The 19,578-nt window shown below is 69.8% G+C and carries 20 protein-coding genes and 1 pseudogene; 11 read left to right on the top strand and 10 right to left on the bottom strand.

Features of this window, described 5'->3' with window-relative positions:
• Positions 1-183 precede the first annotated feature (183 nt).
• Entirely contained in the window at positions 184-1,641 is a 1,458-nt protein-coding gene (locus tag ABZ939_RS12585; protein WP_361852504.1) for a hypothetical protein, read from the top strand.
• A gap of 26 nt (positions 1,642-1,667) precedes the next feature.
• Here ABZ939_RS12585 and ABZ939_RS12580 read toward each other — a convergent pair.
• The 3 genes and pseudogenes from ABZ939_RS12580 to ABZ939_RS12570 all read right to left on the bottom strand — a co-directional run.
• Positions 1,668-1,781, bottom strand: a pseudogene (locus ABZ939_RS12580) (winged helix-turn-helix transcriptional regulator); the annotation flags it as partial.
• Positions 1,782-2,308: 527 nt separating this feature from the next.
• The gene (locus tag ABZ939_RS12575) at positions 2,309-3,049 is read right to left on the bottom strand and encodes a methyltransferase domain-containing protein (RefSeq protein ID WP_361852501.1); all 741 of its coding nucleotides are present in this window, start codon (positions 3,047-3,049) and stop codon (positions 2,309-2,311) included.
• A gap of 107 nt (positions 3,050-3,156) precedes the next feature.
• Positions 3,157-3,783, bottom strand: a complete 627-nt coding sequence (locus ABZ939_RS12570) for a type III effector protein (protein ID WP_361852629.1) — start codon at positions 3,781-3,783, stop codon at positions 3,157-3,159.
• Positions 3,784-3,911: 128 nt separating this feature from the next.
• Here ABZ939_RS12570 and ABZ939_RS12565 point away from each other — a divergent pair, with 128 nt between their 5' ends.
• The 5 genes from ABZ939_RS12565 (at position 3,912) to ABZ939_RS12545 (ending at position 6,367) form a co-directional block, all read left to right on the top strand.
• The gene (locus ABZ939_RS12565) at positions 3,912-4,343 is read left to right on the top strand and encodes an Hsp20/alpha crystallin family protein (RefSeq protein ID WP_361852498.1); all 432 of its coding nucleotides are present in this window, start codon (positions 3,912-3,914) and stop codon (positions 4,341-4,343) included.
• 99 nt (positions 4,344-4,442) lie between these two features.
• Positions 4,443-4,838: a DUF2267 domain-containing protein gene (locus ABZ939_RS12560; protein WP_361852495.1), complete on the top strand. Its 396-nt coding sequence runs from the start codon at positions 4,443-4,445 to the stop codon at positions 4,836-4,838.
• Positions 4,839-4,900: 62 nt separating this feature from the next.
• Positions 4,901-5,344, top strand: a complete 444-nt coding sequence (locus tag ABZ939_RS12555) for a DUF2267 domain-containing protein (RefSeq protein WP_361852492.1) — start codon at positions 4,901-4,903, stop codon at positions 5,342-5,344.
• A gap of 316 nt (positions 5,345-5,660) precedes the next feature.
• Complete coding sequence (locus ABZ939_RS12550) at positions 5,661-6,146, top strand: DUF2975 domain-containing protein (protein WP_361852489.1); 486 nt, start codon at positions 5,661-5,663, stop codon at positions 6,144-6,146.
• Positions 6,146-6,367 (top strand): helix-turn-helix transcriptional regulator, encoded by a 222-nt coding sequence (locus tag ABZ939_RS12545; RefSeq protein WP_361852486.1) that lies wholly within the window; start codon positions 6,146-6,148, stop codon positions 6,365-6,367. The genes ABZ939_RS12550 and ABZ939_RS12545 overlap by 1 nt, the downstream gene beginning before the upstream one ends.
• A 303-nt stretch (positions 6,368-6,670) precedes the next feature.
• Here the strand turns inward: ABZ939_RS12545 and ABZ939_RS12540 are convergent, their stop codons facing one another.
• The gene (locus ABZ939_RS12540) at positions 6,671-7,876 is read right to left on the bottom strand and encodes an FAD-dependent oxidoreductase (protein ID WP_361852483.1); all 1,206 of its coding nucleotides are present in this window, start codon (positions 7,874-7,876) and stop codon (positions 6,671-6,673) included.
• Positions 7,877-8,100: 224 nt separating this feature from the next.
• Here ABZ939_RS12540 and ABZ939_RS12535 point away from each other — a divergent pair, with 224 nt between their 5' ends.
• A complete protein-coding gene (locus ABZ939_RS12535) occupies positions 8,101-8,775 on the top strand; it encodes a TetR/AcrR family transcriptional regulator (RefSeq protein ID WP_361852480.1) in 675 nt (224 codons plus the stop codon).
• A 363-nt stretch (positions 8,776-9,138) separates the two neighbouring features.
• Here ABZ939_RS12535 and ABZ939_RS12530 read toward each other — a convergent pair whose 3' ends face one another.
• Positions 9,139-10,278, bottom strand: a complete 1,140-nt coding sequence (locus tag ABZ939_RS12530; protein WP_361852627.1) for an NADH:flavin oxidoreductase — start codon at positions 10,276-10,278, stop codon at positions 9,139-9,141.
• 142 nt (positions 10,279-10,420) lie between these two features.
• Between ABZ939_RS12530 and ABZ939_RS12525 the strand changes: the two genes are divergently transcribed.
• Entirely contained in the window at positions 10,421-10,858 is a 438-nt protein-coding gene (locus ABZ939_RS12525; RefSeq protein ID WP_361852477.1) for a MarR family transcriptional regulator, read from the top strand.
• A gap of 288 nt (positions 10,859-11,146) precedes the next feature.
• Positions 11,147-12,184, top strand: a complete 1,038-nt coding sequence (locus tag ABZ939_RS12520) for a PP2C family protein-serine/threonine phosphatase (protein WP_361852625.1) — start codon at positions 11,147-11,149, stop codon at positions 12,182-12,184.
• 159 nt (positions 12,185-12,343) lie between these two features.
• Here the strand turns inward: ABZ939_RS12520 and ABZ939_RS12515 are convergent, their stop codons facing one another.
• The 5 genes from ABZ939_RS12515 to ABZ939_RS12495 all read right to left on the bottom strand — a co-directional run bounded on the left by ABZ939_RS12515 (position 12,344) and on the right by ABZ939_RS12495 (position 17,189).
• Positions 12,344-12,901 carry an XRE family transcriptional regulator gene (locus tag ABZ939_RS12515; RefSeq protein ID WP_361852474.1) on the bottom strand — a complete coding sequence of 186 codons (558 nt, stop codon included), beginning with the start codon at positions 12,899-12,901 and terminating at the stop codon, positions 12,344-12,346.
• 7 nt (positions 12,902-12,908) lie between these two features.
• The gene (locus ABZ939_RS12510) at positions 12,909-15,164 is read right to left on the bottom strand and encodes a helix-turn-helix domain-containing protein (RefSeq protein WP_361852472.1); all 2,256 of its coding nucleotides are present in this window, start codon (positions 15,162-15,164) and stop codon (positions 12,909-12,911) included.
• A 136-nt stretch (positions 15,165-15,300) separates the two neighbouring features.
• Complete coding sequence (locus tag ABZ939_RS12505) at positions 15,301-15,459, bottom strand: hypothetical protein (RefSeq protein ID WP_361852469.1); 159 nt, start codon at positions 15,457-15,459, stop codon at positions 15,301-15,303.
• Positions 15,460-15,561: 102 nt separating this feature from the next.
• On the bottom strand, positions 15,562-16,233 hold the full coding sequence (locus ABZ939_RS12500; RefSeq protein ID WP_361852466.1) for a DUF2278 family protein: 672 nt from the start codon (positions 16,231-16,233) through the stop codon (positions 15,562-15,564).
• 446 nt (positions 16,234-16,679) lie between these two features.
• A complete protein-coding gene (locus ABZ939_RS12495; protein ID WP_361852463.1) occupies positions 16,680-17,189 on the bottom strand; it encodes a MarR family winged helix-turn-helix transcriptional regulator in 510 nt (169 codons plus the stop codon).
• A gap of 104 nt (positions 17,190-17,293) precedes the next feature.
• Between ABZ939_RS12495 and ABZ939_RS12490 the strand changes: the two genes are divergently transcribed.
• Together ABZ939_RS12490 and ABZ939_RS12485 are read left to right on the top strand one after the other, a co-directional pair.
• Positions 17,294-18,136 carry an NAD(P)H-binding protein gene (locus ABZ939_RS12490; RefSeq protein ID WP_361852461.1) on the top strand — a complete coding sequence of 281 codons (843 nt, stop codon included), beginning with the start codon at positions 17,294-17,296 and terminating at the stop codon, positions 18,134-18,136.
• Positions 18,137-18,168: 32 nt separating this feature from the next.
• A complete protein-coding gene (locus tag ABZ939_RS12485; RefSeq protein WP_361852458.1) occupies positions 18,169-19,569 on the top strand; it encodes an MFS transporter in 1,401 nt (466 codons plus the stop codon).
• Positions 19,570-19,578 lie beyond the last annotated feature (9 nt).

The following is a 19,578-nucleotide window of genomic DNA, read 5'->3' as shown; positions in this document are numbered from 1 at the left end:
ATGTCGGGCTCTCGAGGATGCGGAAGCCGGCTCGCTCCTGGCGGCTTGGGTCCAGCAGCCACCCCATCTGATGTACGAGATGCTGTACCCTCTGATCTCTGCTTGATCATTTGCATACGCACCGTCTACCGGGGGGGAGACGGCCTAGCTGCCTCATCGCCCTGTGTACTGAAAGGGCTGAGGATGAGGACCGGCAAGACGGCCACGGCCATGCTGCTGACAGGCGCATTGATTGGCGCACTGTCGGCGTGCACGTCCGGCGGTGACGGCGCGGACAGCAAACCAGGAGGCGGAGCCGCCGGCGGGGGAACCGACAGCACGTCTGGCGTCGCCCTGACCAGCAAGATCACGGCACCCGACGCCTTCGACAGCGGCAAGGGGTGGGAGGTAAAGGCCGACTGGCTGTCTGAGGGGCAGCCCTTCCCGTTCGCGGTCTCGGCGAAGAGCGGCACGGTCGCCTATCTGGACAAGACGAAGCAGGGCTACGTACTGAGCGTGCGCGAGGCCGCGTCCGGCAAGCTGCTGTCGACCGGCAAGCCCTGGCAGGCCCCGAAGCTCTCCGACGAGCAGAGCGCGGACTACGCCTCGGTGCTGGCAGTCCCCCGTATCTCCCTGATCACGGGCGGCGGACGCGAGTTCTTCGCCGTGTGGGCACGCGGCGAGAAGCGAAAGGACGAGCTCCACGACTTCAAGCAGGCCATCTCCGCGGCCTTCTACCCGGCCGACGCGTCCGGGAAGGACCTCGCGCCCACCGGCTCCGGGGACATCGAAGCGCCGGATGGCGAGTTCGACAACCAACTCAGTGTGTTTCCCGGTGCGGGTGGTCTGCTTGTCAGGTCCTACTCCGACAACTTCCTGATCTCGCCCGACGGGAAGGTCACCGACAACGGCGACGCCAAGGTCCGGATCGGCGGGCAGTCAGTGGACGGCGACTACCACATGGCATTCCCTGGCCGGGACGGGCTGGTGACCAACAACAAGCACGAGGGCACCGGAGAAGGCGGATTCGGCGTCGACGGCGGCTGGGACAGCGCGAAGGCGATTCCGCCAGGCGTCGAGGCGGTCGTCGAATTCGAACCGGTCGCGAACTCCGTGAAGCAAATTCCCAACGGCCATATCGTCGGTGCCGTCGGCGACCTCCTGATCGCCGGGTGGGGCAAGGGGAGGAAGGACAGCTCCGCCGTCACGGGGAGTGAGAAGATCTCCGCCGTACACGACCTGGCGACCGGCAAGGTCCGGGCCACTGCCCCGTGCGAGACCGCAACCACCTCGTACGCCGCCCGCATTCCCAAGGTGACGTACCGGGACGACGTTCCGGCGGCGGTCTCCCCCAACGGGCGCTACCTGGTCAAGGGCGGCAACGTCTTCGACCTGCAGACGGGCAAGGGCACGTGCGTCGACAAGGGTGAGGACGCCAAGGAGATCATCCTCTCCTCCGTCGGCGACGACGGCACCGCCTACGGCATCGCCGGGGAAGACGCCCCGCGGATCCCGGTCTCCGTCTCCGCAGCCACCGGTGCTGCCAAGCCCCTGTCGGAGACGACCACGACGCCGACCGCCATGGCCAAGGGTGCGGGCGTGTTCATCACGCACGCCGGGCAGGACACGATGCGCATGATCGTCCTCGGCCTGCGGCACTGACCGTCACCGAGGCCGTCTCGATGTCCCAGCTCGTACTCCACCCGGGCGTGCACCTGCGCGCAGACGGTGCGGGTCAGCAAGCCGTCGCGCTCCAGGTGGCGCAGGGTGATGGTGAGCATGCGCTGGGAAATGCCGGGGACCTGATCGCGCCGGGCGCCGAAGCGCAGGGCCCCGCTGCGAGGATGCTCGACCTCGTCGTCGGCGGTGCCCTGACCGCCGGCGCCACCGTGCTGCCCGCGATGCGCCCGGCCCGCGACGGCGCCCTGCTGTTCACCACCAGCCGCTCCGCCATCGACCCCATGCCGATTCTCGGCAACGCGGCCATCGCCCAGGCCGGCCTGCGCAACTGGGCCGGCGGCGCCCACGCCGAGCTCGCTCCCGAGGGCATCTACATCGGCCACCTGAGCGTGCGCGTGCCGATCCTGCCCGGTACCGGAGAGGGCGACCCCGACTCCACGCCGACCGCTGGTACCAACTCGCCCAGACCCGCGACACCTTCGAGACCACGATCGGCTTCTGAACCCCGCGGCGCCCGCTCCCGCCCGGCAAGGCCGGGCGCCGCGGGCGCACCATCCGAGGCGTGCGATCCATGGTCGCGGCCATTTGTCAGACCGGCCCTAGGGCCTGTCCGGCGAGGGGATGCCTTCACGTCTTGGCGCGGCGGAACTTACGGTTTGTGGGTTACCCAGAGCAGTTCCGCCGGCCAGCGGTGTGCCCAGTCGGGTGGGTCGGTTTCGTTGTAGCCGTTGGGTGTTCCGACTTCGGGCCGTGGCTCGATGAGGTCGTCGATTATGAGACCCGCGCCGCGCAGGACCTTGACCCAGTCGCCGTAGGTGAGCTGATAGCTGGTCGCGCCGTCGCCTTCGGCGATGGTGTTCAGCCCGAAGTAGTCCTTCTGCAGCGTCGTGGTCACGCGGCTGGCGGCTTCGTCGTAGCAAGCTTCGAACCATGGACTGGCGACGTTGAACACCAGGCGCCCGCCTCGGCGCAAGACGCGTGCGGCCTGCGGGACGGCCAGGTGCGGGGGCGCCCAGCTGAGCCCACCGAAGTCGCAGAACACCAGGTCGAAGCTGTCGGCGGCGAAGGGGAGTCGTTCGGCGGCGCCTTGCACCAGCGGGTAGCGGGCCGCTCCCATCGCGCGGGCCGCTGCGGCGAGTTGGGCTTCGGACAGGTCGAGCCCGACCACGGTGGCGCCCTCGGCGGCAAGCGCCCTGGACCACTGGCCGGCGCCGCAGCCGAGTTCCAGGACGCGCTTGCCGGTGACGTCACCCAGGGCGCGCAGGTGCGCGTCGGGGATGGAGTACATGCCCCACAGCCGGGGTGCGGCGCCGATTTGCGGGTCATGCTCGTGCTGGTAGGCGCTGCTGATCTCGTTCCAGAGCCGCCGGTTGGCGGGGATGCTGTCCACGTGCCGACTCCAGCACTGCCTGCCGGGGGCGGTCAACACGATTAGCGCACTGGCCGGCCCTCGCATCGGTCCGGCCCTGGCTCGGCCCATGATCCGCCGGACGAGCCCTAGGGCGGTGTGAGGGTGTCGAGCTGGGCTGCGAGGTCGGGGTGGGCGGTCAGATGACGGCGGGTGGCAGTCAAGGGCGGGATGAGGTCGGCGGGGTCGTCGTGAGCGAGGGCCGCGTGGAGCTTGCTGATCGGGAGGCGGGCGGCGGGGGGAAGGTCGGTGAGGGCGGTGATCTGACCGGCGAGGCGGCGCAGGTCGGCCGCGTTGCGGCGGGCCCAGGTAGCGGCGGTGCGATCGGCGGCCCGGGCCTGGCGGGTGGCCTGGACGCGCTGCTCTCCGGTGGTCCCGGCGGGGCCCGGACGGCCGCGCAGATAGCGGCGCTCGGCGGCCTGCCGGCTCGCCACACCGAGGGGGTGGGCGAGGTCGGCCCAGCTGGCGCCCGCGTCGCGGGCCGTTTCGATCAGGCCCGTCTCCCATCCGGCGAGCTGCTCGCGGACCTGCCGCAGCAGCATCAGCGAGGCCAGGGCCTGCTCCGGGCCCGGCCCGGCGCCGGGCGTGTCGGGAGCCTCGCGCCGGGCTTCGCGCAGGGCGTCGTCTATGGCGTTGAGGGCCGCCGCGGCGGCGAGGAACGACGCCGGGCTGTGGGTCTCGGCGCTGGCCGGGGACGGCTGGTCGGCCGGGGTCACGGGCACCTCACTCTCGTTGTCATCATGTGGACGACATCATGTTTGTCATCCATTGGATGACATGTTACAACGGTGTCAGTGAGGCGCATTGGCAGCAACTGCCTGAACCTGCTGGAGGTGTTTTCACGATGTTGATGCGCACTGACCCCTTCCGTGAGCTGGACCGGCTGACGCAGCAGCTGATGGGACCGGGCACCTGGTCGAGGCCGTCGGCGATGCCGATGGACGCATACCGCGAGGGCGAAGAGTACGTGGTGGCCTTCGACCTGCCCGGTGTCAGCGCCGACGCGATCGACATCGACGTCGAGCGGAACATGCTCACGGTCAAGGCCGAGCGGCGACCGGTGGCGAAGGCCGACGACGTGCAGATGGAACTGTCCGAGCGGCCGCTGGGTGTCTTCTCCCGCCAGTTGGTGCTGGCCGACACTCTGGACACCGAGCACATCAAGGCCGACTACGACGCGGGCGTGCTGACCCTGCGCATCCCGATCGCCGAGCGCGCCAAGCCCCGCAAGATCTCCATCGGCGTCGGATCCGGCCGCAAGGAGATCTCCGGCTGACACCAGCCGGACAGGTGCGGAGGACGGGCACCTGACCTCCCCGTTCAACCCGCCCTCCGCACCCCCGTGGAACAGTCCGAAGAAGGGGTGGCGGCCGAGATGACTCTGCGACGTGAAGCGTTCCTCGACCATGTGAAGGAACGCGGCGAGTACGACACTCTGAAGGAAGCCGAGCGTGCGACCCGTGTCGTACTCGCCCTGCTCGGCGCGCACCTGGTCGGCGAAGTCCGCGCCCAGCTCGCGGCCCGCTTGCCGGATGAATTCGCCCTGATCCTCCTCAACCCGCTGCAGAGCGCCGAGCCGCTGCCACCGGAGCGGTTCGTCCGGGCGACCGCGGCCTGGATCGAGGGCGCCACCGAGCAGACCGCGACCTGGGACGTCAGCGCTGTCCTGTCCGCGGTCGCCGACACCGTCGGCGACGACCTGCTGGGGCAGATCCTGCTCCAGCTCCCCGTCGGCTACGACCTCCTCTTCGGCCGCCCCCAGCCCACGTGACCCATACCTCGGTGCCACACCGGCACCACCCAACCCTGACTCCACGAAAGGCATGCACCGCAGTGACCACCGACGTGCGCGCACCGCTTGAGCACCAGCAGCCGTACGGGACGGCGTACGAGCAGATGCTGGAGAGGGTCCGCTACGAAGGCGCCTACCCCACCCGCGAGAGAGCCGACGAAGCCGTCCGCCTGGTCCTTTCGGGGCTGGGACGCCAGCTGACCGGCGACGAACGCGTCGACCTGGCCGCCCGGCTGCCGCTGGAGGCCGCACGCGCCCTGACCGCACAGATCCCCGACACCCAGCCACTGACCGGCTGGGCCTTCGTCAAAGACCTCGCCGCCCGCGCCGGCGCCTCCCCCGCCACCACCCGCTGGGACACCGGCTCCGTCTTCGCGGCCGTCGCCGCCTACGCCGGCCCCGACCTGATCACCCGCATCCTCCACCAGCTCCCCACCGGCTACCCCCTGCTGTTCGGCCGCGCCGAACTCAACCCCGCCGCATAAACGGGCCCAAACCCGCCTCAGCCCATGACTCGGGGCCGCTTCCGAGGCGAAGGTGCCAGGACGAGAAGTCCCAGTGCATCGGTGCGCGGGCGACACCGGTTCGTCGTCGACGACCACCGCCGCATGCCCGTGCACCACACCTCCTCGCGCGTGCATCGGGTCATGGGTGACCGCTGCACAGCAGTGCGTTCATTCGGGCGCCTCCGCGTCAGTAGCCGTCACGGTGCGAACCCGCTGCCCCACCCTCCAGCCCAGACCTTGCTCCATCTATCGAGATTCGATAGATTCCCATCGTAACTCGATGGAAGGATGGGTCGTGGGGAAGCTGACAGTGCGTGCGCTGCGGGCTGTGCTCGCGGTGGTGCTCGCCGGCACGGTGTTCGTACAGGCATTGATGGTGTGGGCGTTGGCCACCGACCCCGAGGACGGGTCGCTTCCGCTGACCCCGCTGCGCGTGATCACGATTCTGGGGATGATGTCGGCCCAGGTAGCCGTGGTCTGCGTATGGCGGCTGGTGACGATGGTGCGGCGCGGAACCGTGTTCTCACACGCCGCCTTCCGGTACGTGGACGGCGTGATCGGCGCCATCGTGGCCGCTGCCCTGTTGTGGTTCACGGTCACGGCCATCAATGCGCCGGGCCAGCGGGACGACCCGGGCGTCACCGTCATCATGGGCGGGGTTGGCCTGGCCATCCTCGGGGTCGCGCTCATCGTGCTCGTACTCCGGATGCTGCTCGCCCAGGCCGTAGCGCGCGACGTCGAAGCCGCACAGATGCAGGCCGAGTTGGACGAGGTGATCTGATGCCGATCGCCGTCGACATCGACGTGATGCTGGCCAAGCGGAAGATGTCTGTGGGAGAACTCGCGGACCGCGTCGGGATCACCCCCGCCAACCTGGCCGTACTCAAGAACGGCCGCGCCAAGGCAGTACGCTTCACAACCCTCGCCGCGCTCTGCGAGGTGCTCCAGTGCCAGCCGGGCGACATACTGCGCTGGGAGACCGAGGACGCCACCGGCGGATGACGTCCCCAGTGCGGGCGTGAAAACCCCTGGCACCACGGAGTCGTTGCTGGCGGGGGGCATGAGACGCCGGGTGATGGCGGCGGGCAGCAGCGGTGAGTCGGGCCGGCGTCGCCCAGGGGTACCCAGCGCCTGCTCCATGCCGCGAGCGCTGACGAGTTCCGCACGGCGGGGTGATCCCCAAGCCGGAGTGGGCCACAGCGCACACAGTCCGTCGCCCGCATGCACACCCCTCGCCCTCGCCGCGTGACCAGAGCATGCGGGACCCACTCCGAGCTTCATGAACGCAGCCTCGTGCAACACGCTTCAGGCTGCCGGTTCGGCGGTGGCCGGCGCTTCGTCGCGCTTGGCCTGGAGCAGCTCCTGGCGCTTGGTACCTCCCGACACGCGGTGCAGGCCGTACGAGCCGGGCTTGTGTGCCTCGTCGGTCAGGTGCTTGACGGTGACCTTGCAGACGAACTCCTTGATCTTCGCGCCAGGTCGGCCGGCGATGTGGAACCACACCGCGACATCGTGCTTGTGGGCGAACTGGAAGATACCGGCGCGTCGGCCCAGGCTGATGCACTGGCCGGCGAACGCCTGGTTGAGGGGCGAGGGCTGCTCACCGGCGATCCGGCTGAGGATCGTGTCGGCAGCCCGCGCGCCCAGCGGCATCGCGGCCTGGCAGCTCATCCGCAGCGGCAGGCCCGACGGCGCCGCCGAATCCCCGGCCGCGACAATGCGCTCGTCGTCCACGCTCGTCAGCGTCTCGTCCGTGAGCAGCCGGCCCAGCGCGTCCGTGCTCAGCCCGCTGCGCACCGCCAGGTCCGGCACACCGAACCCGGCCGTCCAGATGGTCACCTCGCTCGGCAGCTCGCGGCCGTCGGCGAGCCGCACGGCCTCGCGGGTCACCGCCGTCACCTTCGTATCGGGCCCGTCGACCACGACCACCCCGAGCCTGGCCAGCCGCCCGGCGACCGAGCGCCGGCCCCGAGCATGCAGGTACGGGCCGAGGACCCCACCGCACACCAGGGTCACCGCGCGGCCCGCCTCCGCCAGCTCGGCGGCCGTCTCGATACCGGTCGGACCGGCTCCGACCACCGTCACCGGAGCCGCAGCGGACGCGGCGTCCAGGACCGGCCGCAGCCGCTCCGCCTCCTCCAGATCGGCGATCGGATAGGCGAACTCGGCCGCCCCGGGCACACGCGGGTCGGCGCTGCCACTGCCCACCGCGTAGACCAGGTAGTCGAAACCGACACTGCCACCCGACGCCAGCTCCAGACCGCGCCCCGCCGCGTCGATCCGGGTCACGCTGTCGACCACCAGCCGGACGCCCTCGCCCAGCACCTCCCGGTAGTCGACGACCGCGTCGTTCGTCCCGCCCACCAGCTGGTGCAGGCGGATCCGCTCCACGAAGGTCGCACGCGGGTTGATCAACGTCACACTCACGTCGCCGCGCTGCGTCAGGCGATTGGCCGCCATGACGCCGGCGTACCCGCCGCCGATCACGACCACGTCGGTGTTCTCGTTCATCCTCTGTCCTCCGCTTCAAAAGGGTTCGGCCTCAAGACACCGACGCCCCGGTCCCTGTGACAGGTACGACGATGTGACCGGGCCATGTGACCGGCGCAACAAGAAACCCACATCGGTGCAGTTACTGCACTGCTATGCAGCGACTGCATGAAGATATACTTATTTGGTGAGGGGGCGTCAAGCCCCAGCCGACCCACCCGACGACCCGGGAGCGACAGTCCACGATGACCAGTGACGATCCAGTCCGCCGCGGTGGCCGCGAAGCGCAGCGCCGCCGCACCCGCAAAGCGATCGTCGACGCGGCGGTCCGGCTGAGCGCCGCAGGAGCGACGCCGTCCATCGACGAGATCGCGGCCGCCGCCGACGTGTCACGTCGCACGGTCTACGCGTACTTCCCGAGCCTCGACCACCTGCTGATCGACGCCACCGCCGGCGCGCTCAACGAGCCCCCGGTCGAGGAAGCGCTGAACAACCCCGCACTGGCCGGCGACCCCGCGGGCCGGGTGGACGCCCTCATAAGGACGCTGTTGAAGTACTCACCGCAGTCGCTCCCCCTCGGCCGCCGACTGATCCGTCTGACCGTCGATCCACCGGCGAGCGACGCTCCGGAGCCGACCGGACCGCGCCGAGGCCCCCGCCGGATCGAATGGCTGGAGCAGGCCTGCGAACCTCTCCGCGACACCCTGAGCGAGGAGTCGTACCAGCGCCTGATCTCAGCGCTGACCATCGTCGTCGGCTGGGAGGCACAGATCGCCCTGCGCGACGTCCGCGGCCTCGACCCGCAGGCCGAAGAAGAGGCCATCACCTGGGCCGCGCGCGCCCTGGTAGAGGCCGCCATCAGGGAACACGAAGCAGACAGCCCGCAAGCCGACGGCCCCCCGCACACCCGCCGACACTGACAGCGGACACCGACACCGGCCATCAGCCGACTACGCCCGAGCCGTCGCCCACGCGTCACGGCCAACGAGGTGTGGTGGCTCATGCCAGCGGGCATGGCCGTCGCATGCCAGGGCATGGCGGGCAGTACGCGTATCGCGGTCGGGCCCGCCGCACCATGTGCGACGGGCCCGACTCCATCGTGGCCGAGGCAGGATTCGAACCCGCGACCTGCGGGTTATGAGCCCAGCGAGCTACCGACCGCGCCAGCGAGTCGTATACGCCCCGGCCTGGCAATCCGATACGACCGGATAGCCATCTGCCTCGCGGGACTCCACCTCGCCGCCATTTTCATCTGGTCAGCAAGGTGATCCGAAAGAAGCGCCCTAGCTCAGCGTCCTCAGCGCCGCCGCGTCGTACGGCTTCAGCTCCTCAAAACGGTCCCCCAGAACCTTCGCCGCCCAGTGCGGGTCCTGGAGCAGCGCGCGGCCGACGGCGACCAGGTCGAACTCGTCGCGCTCCAGGCGGTCGAGGAGGTTGTCGATGCTGCCGATCTCGGCGCCTTCGCCCGCGAACGCGCGGATGAAGTCGCCGTCAAGGCCGACCGAGCCGACGGTGATGGTGGGCCTGCCGGTGAGCTTCTTGGTCCAGCCCGCCAGGTTCAGGTCCGAGCCTTCGAACTCCGGAAGCCAGTAGCGACGGGTGGAGGCATGGAAGGCGTCGACGCCGGCCGCGGCCAGCGGGCTCAGGATCGCCTCCAGCTCTTCCGGCGTCTCGGCGAGCCTCGCGTCGTAAGCTTCCTGCTTCCACTGCGAGTAGCGGAAGATCACCGGGAAGTCGGGCGAGACGGTCTCGCGGACCGCCGCCACGATCTCGGCCGCGAACTTCGTACGTGCCACGGGGTCGCCGCCGTACGCGTCGGTACGGCGGTTCGTCCCCGCCCACAGGAACTGGTCGAGCAGGTAGCCGTGGGCGCCGTGCAGTTCGACACCGTCGAAGCCGATGCGCTCGGCGGCCGCGGCGGCCTCCGCGAAGGCACCGATGACGTCGTCCAGGTCGCTTCGGGTCATCGCCTTGCCGGTGCCCTCGGTGCCGTCGACGCGGATGCCGGAGGGGCCGACCGCGGGGGCGTCGGCGTAGGGCGCATCGCCCTGCTTGCGGACCATGCCGATGTGCCACAGCTGCGGGACGATCGTGCCGCCCGCCGCGTGCACGGCATTGGCGACCTCCGCCCAGCCCGCCAGCTGCTCCTCACCGTGGAACCGCGGCACACGGTCACTCTGGCCGGCCGACTCGTGGCCGACGTAGGTCCCCTCAGTGACGATCAGGCCCACACCCGCAGCGGCGCGACGGGCGTAGTACGACTGCACATCCTCACCGGGGACGCCGTTCGGGGAGAACATGCGCGTCATCGGCGCCATCACGATGCGATTCGGGACGGTCAGGCCGTTCAGCGTGACGGGCCGGGACAGGATCTCGGCCGCGCGAGAGGCGGAGGACGCAGTGACGGTCTGCCCGGAGGGCAGTGCGGTTGCCCTGTGCTGTGCCTGAGACACGGAAACCCTTTCCCAACTACTTAAGAACATGGAAGCTTGAGAACATCAAGCAATATTTACCGTAGACCTTGATATTTGAGATCGTCAAGTTTCTCGACGTAAGGTGGAACGCATGCCAGGACCCCCGCGCGTCGGCACGGGCCAGCTCATGGAGCTGCTCTCGGTGTCACTCGGCGCCTACTACGGCGACTTCACCGCAGCGGCCGCCCACAACAAGCTCACAGCCAGCCAGGGCAGGACGCTCAGCGTGCTGCGCCACGGCCCCGCCGCGATGCGCGTGCTCGCCGAGACGCTGGCCTGCGACGCCTCCAACATGACGGGCATCGTCGACCGCCTGGAAAAGCGCGGCCTGGTCCGCCGCGAGCCCAGCCCCGGCGACCGCCGCGTCAAGAACGTCGTCCTCACCCCCGAGGGCGAGCACGTCATCGACACGATCCGCGCCAACATGCACACCACACTGGCGGGCCTGGCCACACTCGACGACGAGGACCGGGCCACCCTGTACGCCCTACTGGACCGCGTCTTCACGACCCGCCCCGCCGGCACCTGATAGGCGCCACTCACCGAAGCCCGCTACTCGGGAAGAGGCTCCCCCTTCAGCGCGGGAACACGTGAGGGAACAGTCGTGCGCGACCAACTTTCCCTTGTTGATCAATGACAGGCACAGGACAGTTTCAGTGGCGCGGGCCATAGGAGCGCTCGTCGGCCGTGCCGCGGGCGGGGCAGGCAGCGGACTGTGCCCGCCAGAGCGCTATGCCCTTTTTGTGCAGATACTCTGGGGGGTGTGATCGAGTCTGGACGGCCGCGGCTCCGTCGGCGCTACGGCCCGGGGAGGTTTGTGCGGCTGTCGCCGGTCCTTCTGACCGTCGTGATCGCAAGCCTGGCCTACGCCACTCCGCCGGAAATGGCCTTCAGCCGCCTCCTGCCCGCGGCACCAGCGCTAGCCGCCGCCATGTGGCCGGTCCTCCCCACCGTCCTGCTCGGGACGGTCTGCCTCTTTCTGATGATCGGCCTCAGCCTCGTCTTCCCCGATCTCGGAACGTGGTGGACGGCCGCAGGGATCATCGCGGTCACCGTGGCAGCCGCGTACGGAAGCCATGCCCGGCTCCAGCGAGAGCGCACCCTATTCCAGGTACGGCTCGTCGCCGACGCGGCGCAACAGGTGGTGCTGAGCCCTATGCCACGCCGCTTCGGGAACGTCGAGATCGAGTCGCTGTACCTCGCGGCCGCGGCGGAGGCCCGCATCGGCGGGGACTTCTACGAGGTGGTCGACACGCCATACGGGGTCAGGCTGCTCATCGGTGACGTGCGGGGTAAGGGCCTGCCGGCAGTGGGGGCGGCCGCGGCGATCGTCAACGCCTTCCGGGAGGCGGCGTACAGCGAGACCGACATGGTCAACGTCGCACGCAGGCTGGACGCCAGCAGCACCCGTTACAACGCCGCCTTTCCCCCCGACGGGCCGATTGAGCGCTTCGCCACGGCCCTTCTCGTCGAGATCCCGCACGAGGGCAGACGTATCAACATCCTCAACTGCGGACACCCCCCGCCGCTGCTCCTGAATCGCAGGGAACTCCGTGCCCTCGAGCCCGCCACGCCCTCGCCACTTCTCAGCCTCGCGGAGCTGATCGGCGATCACTACAACGTCGACACCTTCGACTTCGCCGCCGGCGACCTGCTGCTCCTCTACACCGACGGGATCGCCGAAACCCGCGCCCGCGACGGCGAATTCTTCCCGCTGGCAGCGTGGATGCGTAGACAGCCCCCAACACCGCCCCGCGAACTGCTCACAGCTCTTCACCGCGACCTCCTCCGCCACAGCAGAGGACGCCTTGACGACGACATCGCCGCCCTCGCCGTACGCCTGGGTGAGCCCTGAGCCACGGAGTCCTAGATCAGGCATGGAGCCTGATCGTTCCGCGCGGCGCGCCGCCCGTCACCCAGGTTGCGCCGGATGGCCCGGACCCAGCCGTGGCGCTCAGTCGGGGGCTGGCGCGCAATGACGCCAGCGACGAACGCCACCCAGGTGGCGGCGTTGCTAGAGGTCGAACTCAAGGTGCTCGACGTCCGTGAAGCGGACCTCTTCCAGGCTGCCGGCGCGGCGGCCGCTGTCCTGGAAGTACACCTCCTTGAGTGCTTCGGCGGCGATCTCCCCCAGCTCCTGGTCGCCCGCGCCCTGTTCCTGGGCCTGGAAGAGTCGGGCGGCGTACTGGGGTGGCAGGGCGACGGTCAGGTGCCGGATCCGGTCCTGGTCGGTCGAGCCGATCGGGGCGGTGTAGCCGAGGCGGGCGCGGGTGTCGATGACGATGCCGCCCGTGGTGGCCGCCGCCCGCTTCGCCTTGGCGCGGATCTGGGGCTGCCACCGCGCCTTCACCTCTCGCTCCAGGCGCGCGGCGAGGTCCGGTCGGGGCTTCTTGATCTGGTCCTTCACGTACCGCTCCACGGTGCGCTGGGAGACCCGCAGCATCTGGGCGACCGCCCTGGTGCCCTTGAGCTGCTTGACCAGGTACCGCATCTGCGCGCCGGCCGACTTCGGGATAGGGCGGGTGAAGGCCTTCTGCACCGCCTGGTCCAAACCGTCCCCGAACATGCTCATCGTCTACCTACTCCCCGCTGTCGACGTCGGTGACGGTACCGTCCTTGATGTACCGGGCGAGGTTGAGCTCCGGAGCGTTGAACTGATCGCGGACGCCCTCGCCCCACAGGACGCTCTGGGTGCCCTCGTGCTTCACCAGCCCGGGGTTCACACCGAGCTTGAAACCTCCCGGCAGTGGCTTGCCCTCCCGGTAGGGCAGGAAGTCCAGCGGGCTCTCGCCGTCGACGACGTAGACGGCGCAGTCCGAGAGGACCGCGACCGGGTACTGCCCCGTGAACGCAGCGTGCTTGACGATCTTGCGGTGCATGTTGATGCGGGTGCGGGAGATGACGGCGGCGCGGATGTCCGGGCGCCACGTCGGCCGGGCGAGGGCCCGCCACGGCTCGCCGGGCTTCCAGCCTTCGCCGCGCGGCCGCTCGCGCAGCTTGCCGATGCCGCCCTTTACCGTCGCCTTGATCGCGGACACCACGATCGCCAGCTCCGGGTCGCGCTGCCGGTAGCCGTCCATCGCCACGAGGAACTCCTCCGGCGGCAGGTCGGTGCCCACGCCGAGGTCGGCCATCGTGGCAAGGTAGGCGTCGCGCAGCCGGTTGTACCAGCCGTCCAGGTAGCGGCCGTTGTCGTACCGGACGTATGCCTCGATCGGCACGACGTCATAGCCGAGCTCCACCGCGTACGCCACCGTCGGCGTCGCGTACCAGGCCGGACCCTCAGGGCGGTCGCCCGTCCGTGTGAACGGGCTCGGCAGCAGCTCGCCGTCCAGCTCCACCCACTCCTTGCCCGACTTCACCCGCGACAGGTCGACATGAGAGAGGTCGACCAGCCAGGAGCCGGGCAGTTTCGGGTCGAACACCGGCTGCTTGACGTGGGTGGGCGCGCCGAGACCGACCGTGAGGCCGTTGGCACCGGCGGCGAAGGCCATGTTGACGTCGATGCCCACCAGGTGCCGCTTGGTGCATTCGTCGTCGGTGAGCGGCCGTGCCCAGTCGTACGCCTCCTCCACCAGGACCTCCGCCGGGGTGCGGCGGTGGAAGCGCGGCAGGCCCTTGAGCAGCGGGTGCCCGTCCGGCGCCTCGCACGGCGCGCAGTCGACCGGGTCCTTCCCCAGGCTTCCGGGATTGTGCTCGGAGTGCCGCTTGCCGGCCGCATCCGGTTCGGAAGCTCGGGTCGGCGGGTGGAGGGCGGTCATCAGCTCCAGACCGGTTACGGCGGTCGACCCACGCGGCGTCATCACCCGCACCGCGTAGGTGCCCAGGAGCCGGGCGAGTTCCGCCGGCGGAAGCCGGCCGGCGTCGCCCCAGTGGCGGGTGTCGAGCGCGTCCCACGACGGAATGCACAGCTGCACGCAGGCACGTTCCGAGCCCTGGGCTGGACGGTAGATCCGCGCCCACGGCCCGAGGCCGCGCTTGGTCAGCTGCCATTCCGCGCGGGCCAGTTGCTTGATGACCTTGTGGTTCTCGGGCAGTCGCCCCGCGAGGCGCTCCTGGTCGGTGAGCGTGACGGGCAGGCCGTAGCGCTCCAGCGCGGCCTCGGTCAGTACGAGCAACGGATCGGCGTCCTTGCCCGGCCCGGAAAGCTTCGGCGCCCCGAGCTTCGCCTCCTTGAGGGTCCATTCGACCAGGGACGGGATCGACTTCGCCGGCACGTCAAGGACGAGACCGCCGACACCGTACGCGAGGACCTGGCCGTCGTCGGTGACGTCGAGGACCGCGAGGGGGCCGTTGACGAAGCGCGGGTCGACGCCGGCCTCCGGGGTGTGAGCCGGGGCTGCTTTCTTCGCCGCGGGGCGGCGCGACGTCGGCCTGGTGGTGGGCGCGGGGCGTGACGCGGTGGCCGGCGCGGCGAGGGTGACGGCGGTGTTGGTAGGAGGCCGGGTGTCGGGGTCCGTGGTGGCGGATGCGGCTTCGGCCGCTGGGCCCGTCGGCAGAGTTCGGGTGTGTGGGACCTTCGGAGCCGGGGCGGGCTCGCTGGTGAACCTTTCGGGCACCGCCGTGTCCTGCACGGGCAGGGGGGTGTTGGTGGGGGCGGGGTAGAGCTCCGTGAGCTTTGCCAGCAGGCGTGCGTACGCGTCGCGCTCCGGTGGCCTCGGTTCCGTCTTGCCGGATTCCCAGCCGCTCACCGTGGCGCGGCGGACCTTCAGAGCCGCGCCCACCTCGTCCAGTGTCAGACCGTGTGCCTGGCGCAGCCGTTTGCGTTCCTCCGGCGGCGGCAGCGGGGAACGGGACGCGACCAGCGCGTCGACCGCGTCGAACAACTCGGACATGGAGCACCTCCTGCCCCACACACTACCCAATGAACCGTACGGATCGCGCACATAGACCGTACATTTTGCGTACGGATATGCAGTGGCTTTGTTCTCTTCTGAAGCGTCATCCCACGGGTCAACTGTGGTGTCGTGCTCAGGCGAACAGCTCGGCGAGCAGCTCGGGGTCGACGAGGGTGGAGGTGGGGCCGTAGGCGGGTGGCTGTATGCCCATCAGCTCGCGTACCAGGAAGTCCCACCAGCGCCGTCGGACGTGGGCCAGGTAGTCGATCAGCATGTGCTCGGCTCCGGGCATGACGAGCAGCTCGAAGTCCTAGTGAACTCGGCCCGCCCGCGTGGTCGTCGGTGGGCAGGTCATACGAGCGTGCGTACTGAAACCACCGGCGCCGTCAGGTGGTCATCCGACAGGGTGGCCGGCAGCGTCGGTCTGCCCCGCCTGGCTGGAGAACTTGTTCAGGAACACGTCGTACCGGCCGTCGGAACGCTCGGTGACCGTCGCGCCGTCCTGCCAGATCCCGTTCTCCGCCCACCACGGGGAACCGGCCGGGTCGCCCTGATTCTGATGGATGTTGTGCATGCCGAGGTCCCCCTCGGGATCCTCGTCGAACGGTTCGCCGAACACCAGGATGCGCCGGCCCTCCACCAAAATCGGCTCCAGCGCGGTCGCGGCGTCGATGTTGGAGCCCGCGTGCCACGGCCGCGAACCGAACAGATCGAGGAGGTCCTGCAGCCAGGACGGCGGGCGGCGCTGGAAGAGGATGCCGGTGTGGTCCACCAGCGCCGGATGGCGCAGATAGTCCACGGCTCCGGAGTCCGGCGTGGACGCGAGGTCGTGATAGCCCGGAGCGAGGGCGGAGGCCGGTCCGAGAGCACTGGCGTCCAGGGTGAACGCCTTCCACTGCACCCCCACGTTGGACTTGTGGCTGTCGACGTCGACGGCACAGTGGTAGCGGCCGCCGGGCGCGTCCACCTCCAGGTTGATGTGGAACCACCGACCCTGGCTGTCCGGCTGGTCGCGGTAGTGCCGGTACAGGGTCCCCGACAGCACTCCGTAACGTTCGAAAGGCATGCCGCCAGTCAACCATCCGCCACCACACTCCGTCCCGTGACGGTGACGGCCCGTCAAGACGTTCCGTTCGACATTGAGCCGTACAGCCCACACCACGTCAGTACCGCTCGTACGAACGGATGTCGCGGACCCACACCAGCGCAGGCAACCGCCTCCGCCGCTTCCCTGTCGTTCTTCGAACGGTGCACCGCCGGCCAGCCCTGCGCCGCGCATCGTGCCGCCGACCGTTTCGGTCGCCCGCCCCGGGTCTGTCGAACGGCGAGACCGCGGCGCGGCTGCATCTGAGCGTGAGCCCGACCAGCGCTCTCGTGACCACACTGGCCGCCGGCAAGCGCCCAGGCGCTAATGGCGGCGTACGGGTCGGTCGGGAGCGCTTCCGACCCGCGACGGCCGCCCGGGGCCGCGCAGGCATGCCGTCCCGTACAGGTACGGGAACGGGAACGGGCTCAGCGGGAGTGGCGGACGGCGTCCTGGGATGCGACGTACTTCAGCATGAGGCGGGCGAAGTCCAGGCGTTCACGCTCCGACCAGTCGGCGGTGACGTACTCGAACGCCGAGCGCTGGTGCCGGCGGAAGCGGTTCATCAAGTCCTTGCCCTCGGGGCTGAGGTGAAGGATCGTACGGCGGCCGTCCTGCTGAGAAGCGGCACGGATCAGGTAGCCGGCCGAGATGCAGTCGGAGACCATTCGGCTGGCCACCGACGGGTCGACGCCCAGGTGCTCACCGACGGCGCCGACGGTGATCTCACGAGCACCGTCCCGTCCGGCCTCCCGTCCGCCCTCCCCCTCGGCCTGTTGCTCGGCCTCCAGGACGATGTTGAGGACCAGGGTGCGACTGAGGTCCTTCTGGGAGATCGGGTTCTCGACCTCCAGCAGTGAGGAGCGCCGCAGCTTTCCGAACGCCGGGCCCACGGCGTCCAGCAGCTCGTCGGCGGTGTTCGGCTCGCGCTTCGTCATGCCCCCATCGTACATAGGTGACCCAGCGCAGACATGTGTTGACACGAAAACGTGTGCATGCAAGCATGCATATGTAATCGCTCACTGAACGACGGAGGCTTCTCATGACCATCCTCATCACCGGCGCCCGCGGCAAAGTCGGCCACGCGATCCTCAGCCGCCTGCACTCCGCCGGTCTCACCGTCCGCGCCGCCAGCGCCCGGCCCGCCCAACTCACCGTCCCGGCCGGTGTCGAGACCGCCGAGCTCGGCCTCGACCGACCGGAGACCTTCGCCCCCGCGCTCCGCGACGTCCGCCAGGTCTTCCTCTACCCCGAGCCCGCCGGCATCCACGATCTGATCAAGGCTGCCGAGAGCGCGGGCGTCGAGCACGTCGTCCTGCTGTCCTCCGCCTCCGTCCTCGGCCCCGACGCCGAGAAGGACCCGCTCGCCGGCCACAGCCTCAAGGTCGAGCGCGCCCTCGCCGCGTCGAACCTCACCTCCACATTCCTGCGCCCCGACGCCTTCGCCAGCAACTCCCTGGGCTGGGCCTGGTTCATCGGCAACTCCGAGCCGGTCCAGCTCGCCTACCCGGACGCGCACATCGCGCCCATCCACCCCGAGGACATCGCCGACATCGCCGTCGAAGCCCTGACCGGCGACCTGCTCACCGGCCGCTCGGTCACCCTGACCGGCGCCGAGTCACTCACCTTCCGCGAGCAGCTCGCCATCCTCGCCGACGCCCTGGGCCGCGAGATCCCCGTCGAGCACATCACCCGCGCCGAAGCCGAGCAGCAGATGGGCCGTCACATGCCTGCGCCGATGGTCTCCTCACTGCTCAACCTGTGGGAAGCCGCGAACCACGCCCCCGCGGCCATCGCCGACACCACCCAAACCCTCCTCGGCCGGCCCGCCCGCACCTACCGGCAGTGGGCCCAGCAGAACGCCGCCGCCTTCACCCGGCACTGACCGGGCGCCCCCACTCCCCCAAGGAATCCCCCATGTCCACCACCCTCGCCCAGACCCCCACCGCCTTACCCACCACCGAACGCCGCCGGTGGGCCGTCCTCGCCGTCGTCCTGTTCGCTGCCGTCCTCGACCTCCTCGACGCGACCATCACCAACATCGCCGCCCCGACCATCGCCGCCGACCTGAACGGCCAGGACGCCTTCGTCCAGTGGCTCGGCGCCGGCTACGCCCTGGCCATGGGCGTCCTGCTCGTGGTCGGCGGCAGACTCGGCGACAAGTTCGGCCGCCGTCGCCTGTTCCTCACCGGCCTCACCGGCTTCACCCTCGCCTCCCTCGCCTGCGGACTGGCTTTCGATCCCCCCTCCCTCATCGGCTTCCGCCTGCTCCAGGGAGCCTTCGGTGCCCTGGTGATCCCGCAGGGCTTCGGCATCCTCAGCGCCGTCTTCCCCCCGAAGGAGATCGGCAAGGCCTTCGGGGTCTTCGCCCCATGCCTCGGCCTGGCGGCGATCAGCGGCCCGGTCCTCGCCGGAGTCCTCATCGACAGCTTCGGCTGGCGCTCCATGTTCCTGATCAACATCGTGCTCGGCGGCCTGGCGATCGCCCTCGCCGTCCGGCTCCTGCCCCGCGACACCGGCGACCGGTCGGTCACCATCGACGGTCCGGGCGCGGCACTGCTGGCCGCCACCATGCTCGCTCTGCTCCACGGCCTGATCGACGGCTCCAGCCACGGATGGACACTTCTCCCCCTCCTCTCCCTCACAGCAGGAGCCGCCCTCTGCGCGCTGTTCTGCCGGCGCCAGCGCAACGCCACCCGCCCGCTCATCGAGCCGTCGCTGCTGAACAACCGCGGCTTCACCTCCGGCCTGATCCTCGGCCTCGTCTTCTACGCCGCCGTCGCCGGCCTGCTCCTGGTCATTTCCCTCTTCTTCCAGGACGGGCTGCGCCACACCCCGACCGGGGCCTCGCTCGGCCTCGCGCCGATCGCCGCCGGCATCATCGTGGCCTCGATCGCCGCGCACCGCCTGAGGGCCCGTCTGGGCCGCACGCTCATCCTCATCGGCCTGCTGCTCACCCTGGCCGGCACCCTGTCGCTGCTCGTCCTGATCCACACCACCACCCCGACGCTGTGGACCCTGGCCGCCCCCCTCCTCGCAACCGGCCTCGGCCTGGGCACCTGCTTCGGCTCCCTCTACGAAGTCACCCTCGGCGACATCGACCCGAAGCAGTCCGGCAGCGCAAGCGGCTCGCTGTCCGCCGTCACCCAACTCGCCAACAGCATCGGCGCCGCAGCCATCACCACCGTCTACTTCCACACCCCCGGCGGCAGCACTCCCGCCGCCACCCACAGCCTCGCCGTCGTCACCGGCGCCACCCTCCTGTGCTGCGCCCTCATACGGCTGCTGCCTCGCAGGCCCCAGCCGCAGCACCACTGACCCTCCCAA

The organism is Streptomyces sp. NPDC046712 (assembly GCF_040645695.1).
Classification (GTDB): Bacteria; Actinomycetota; Actinomycetes; order Streptomycetales; family Streptomycetaceae; genus Streptomyces.
The sequence above is the reverse complement of the archived record's forward strand: the minus strand, read 5'-3'. Positions and strand labels throughout refer to the sequence as shown.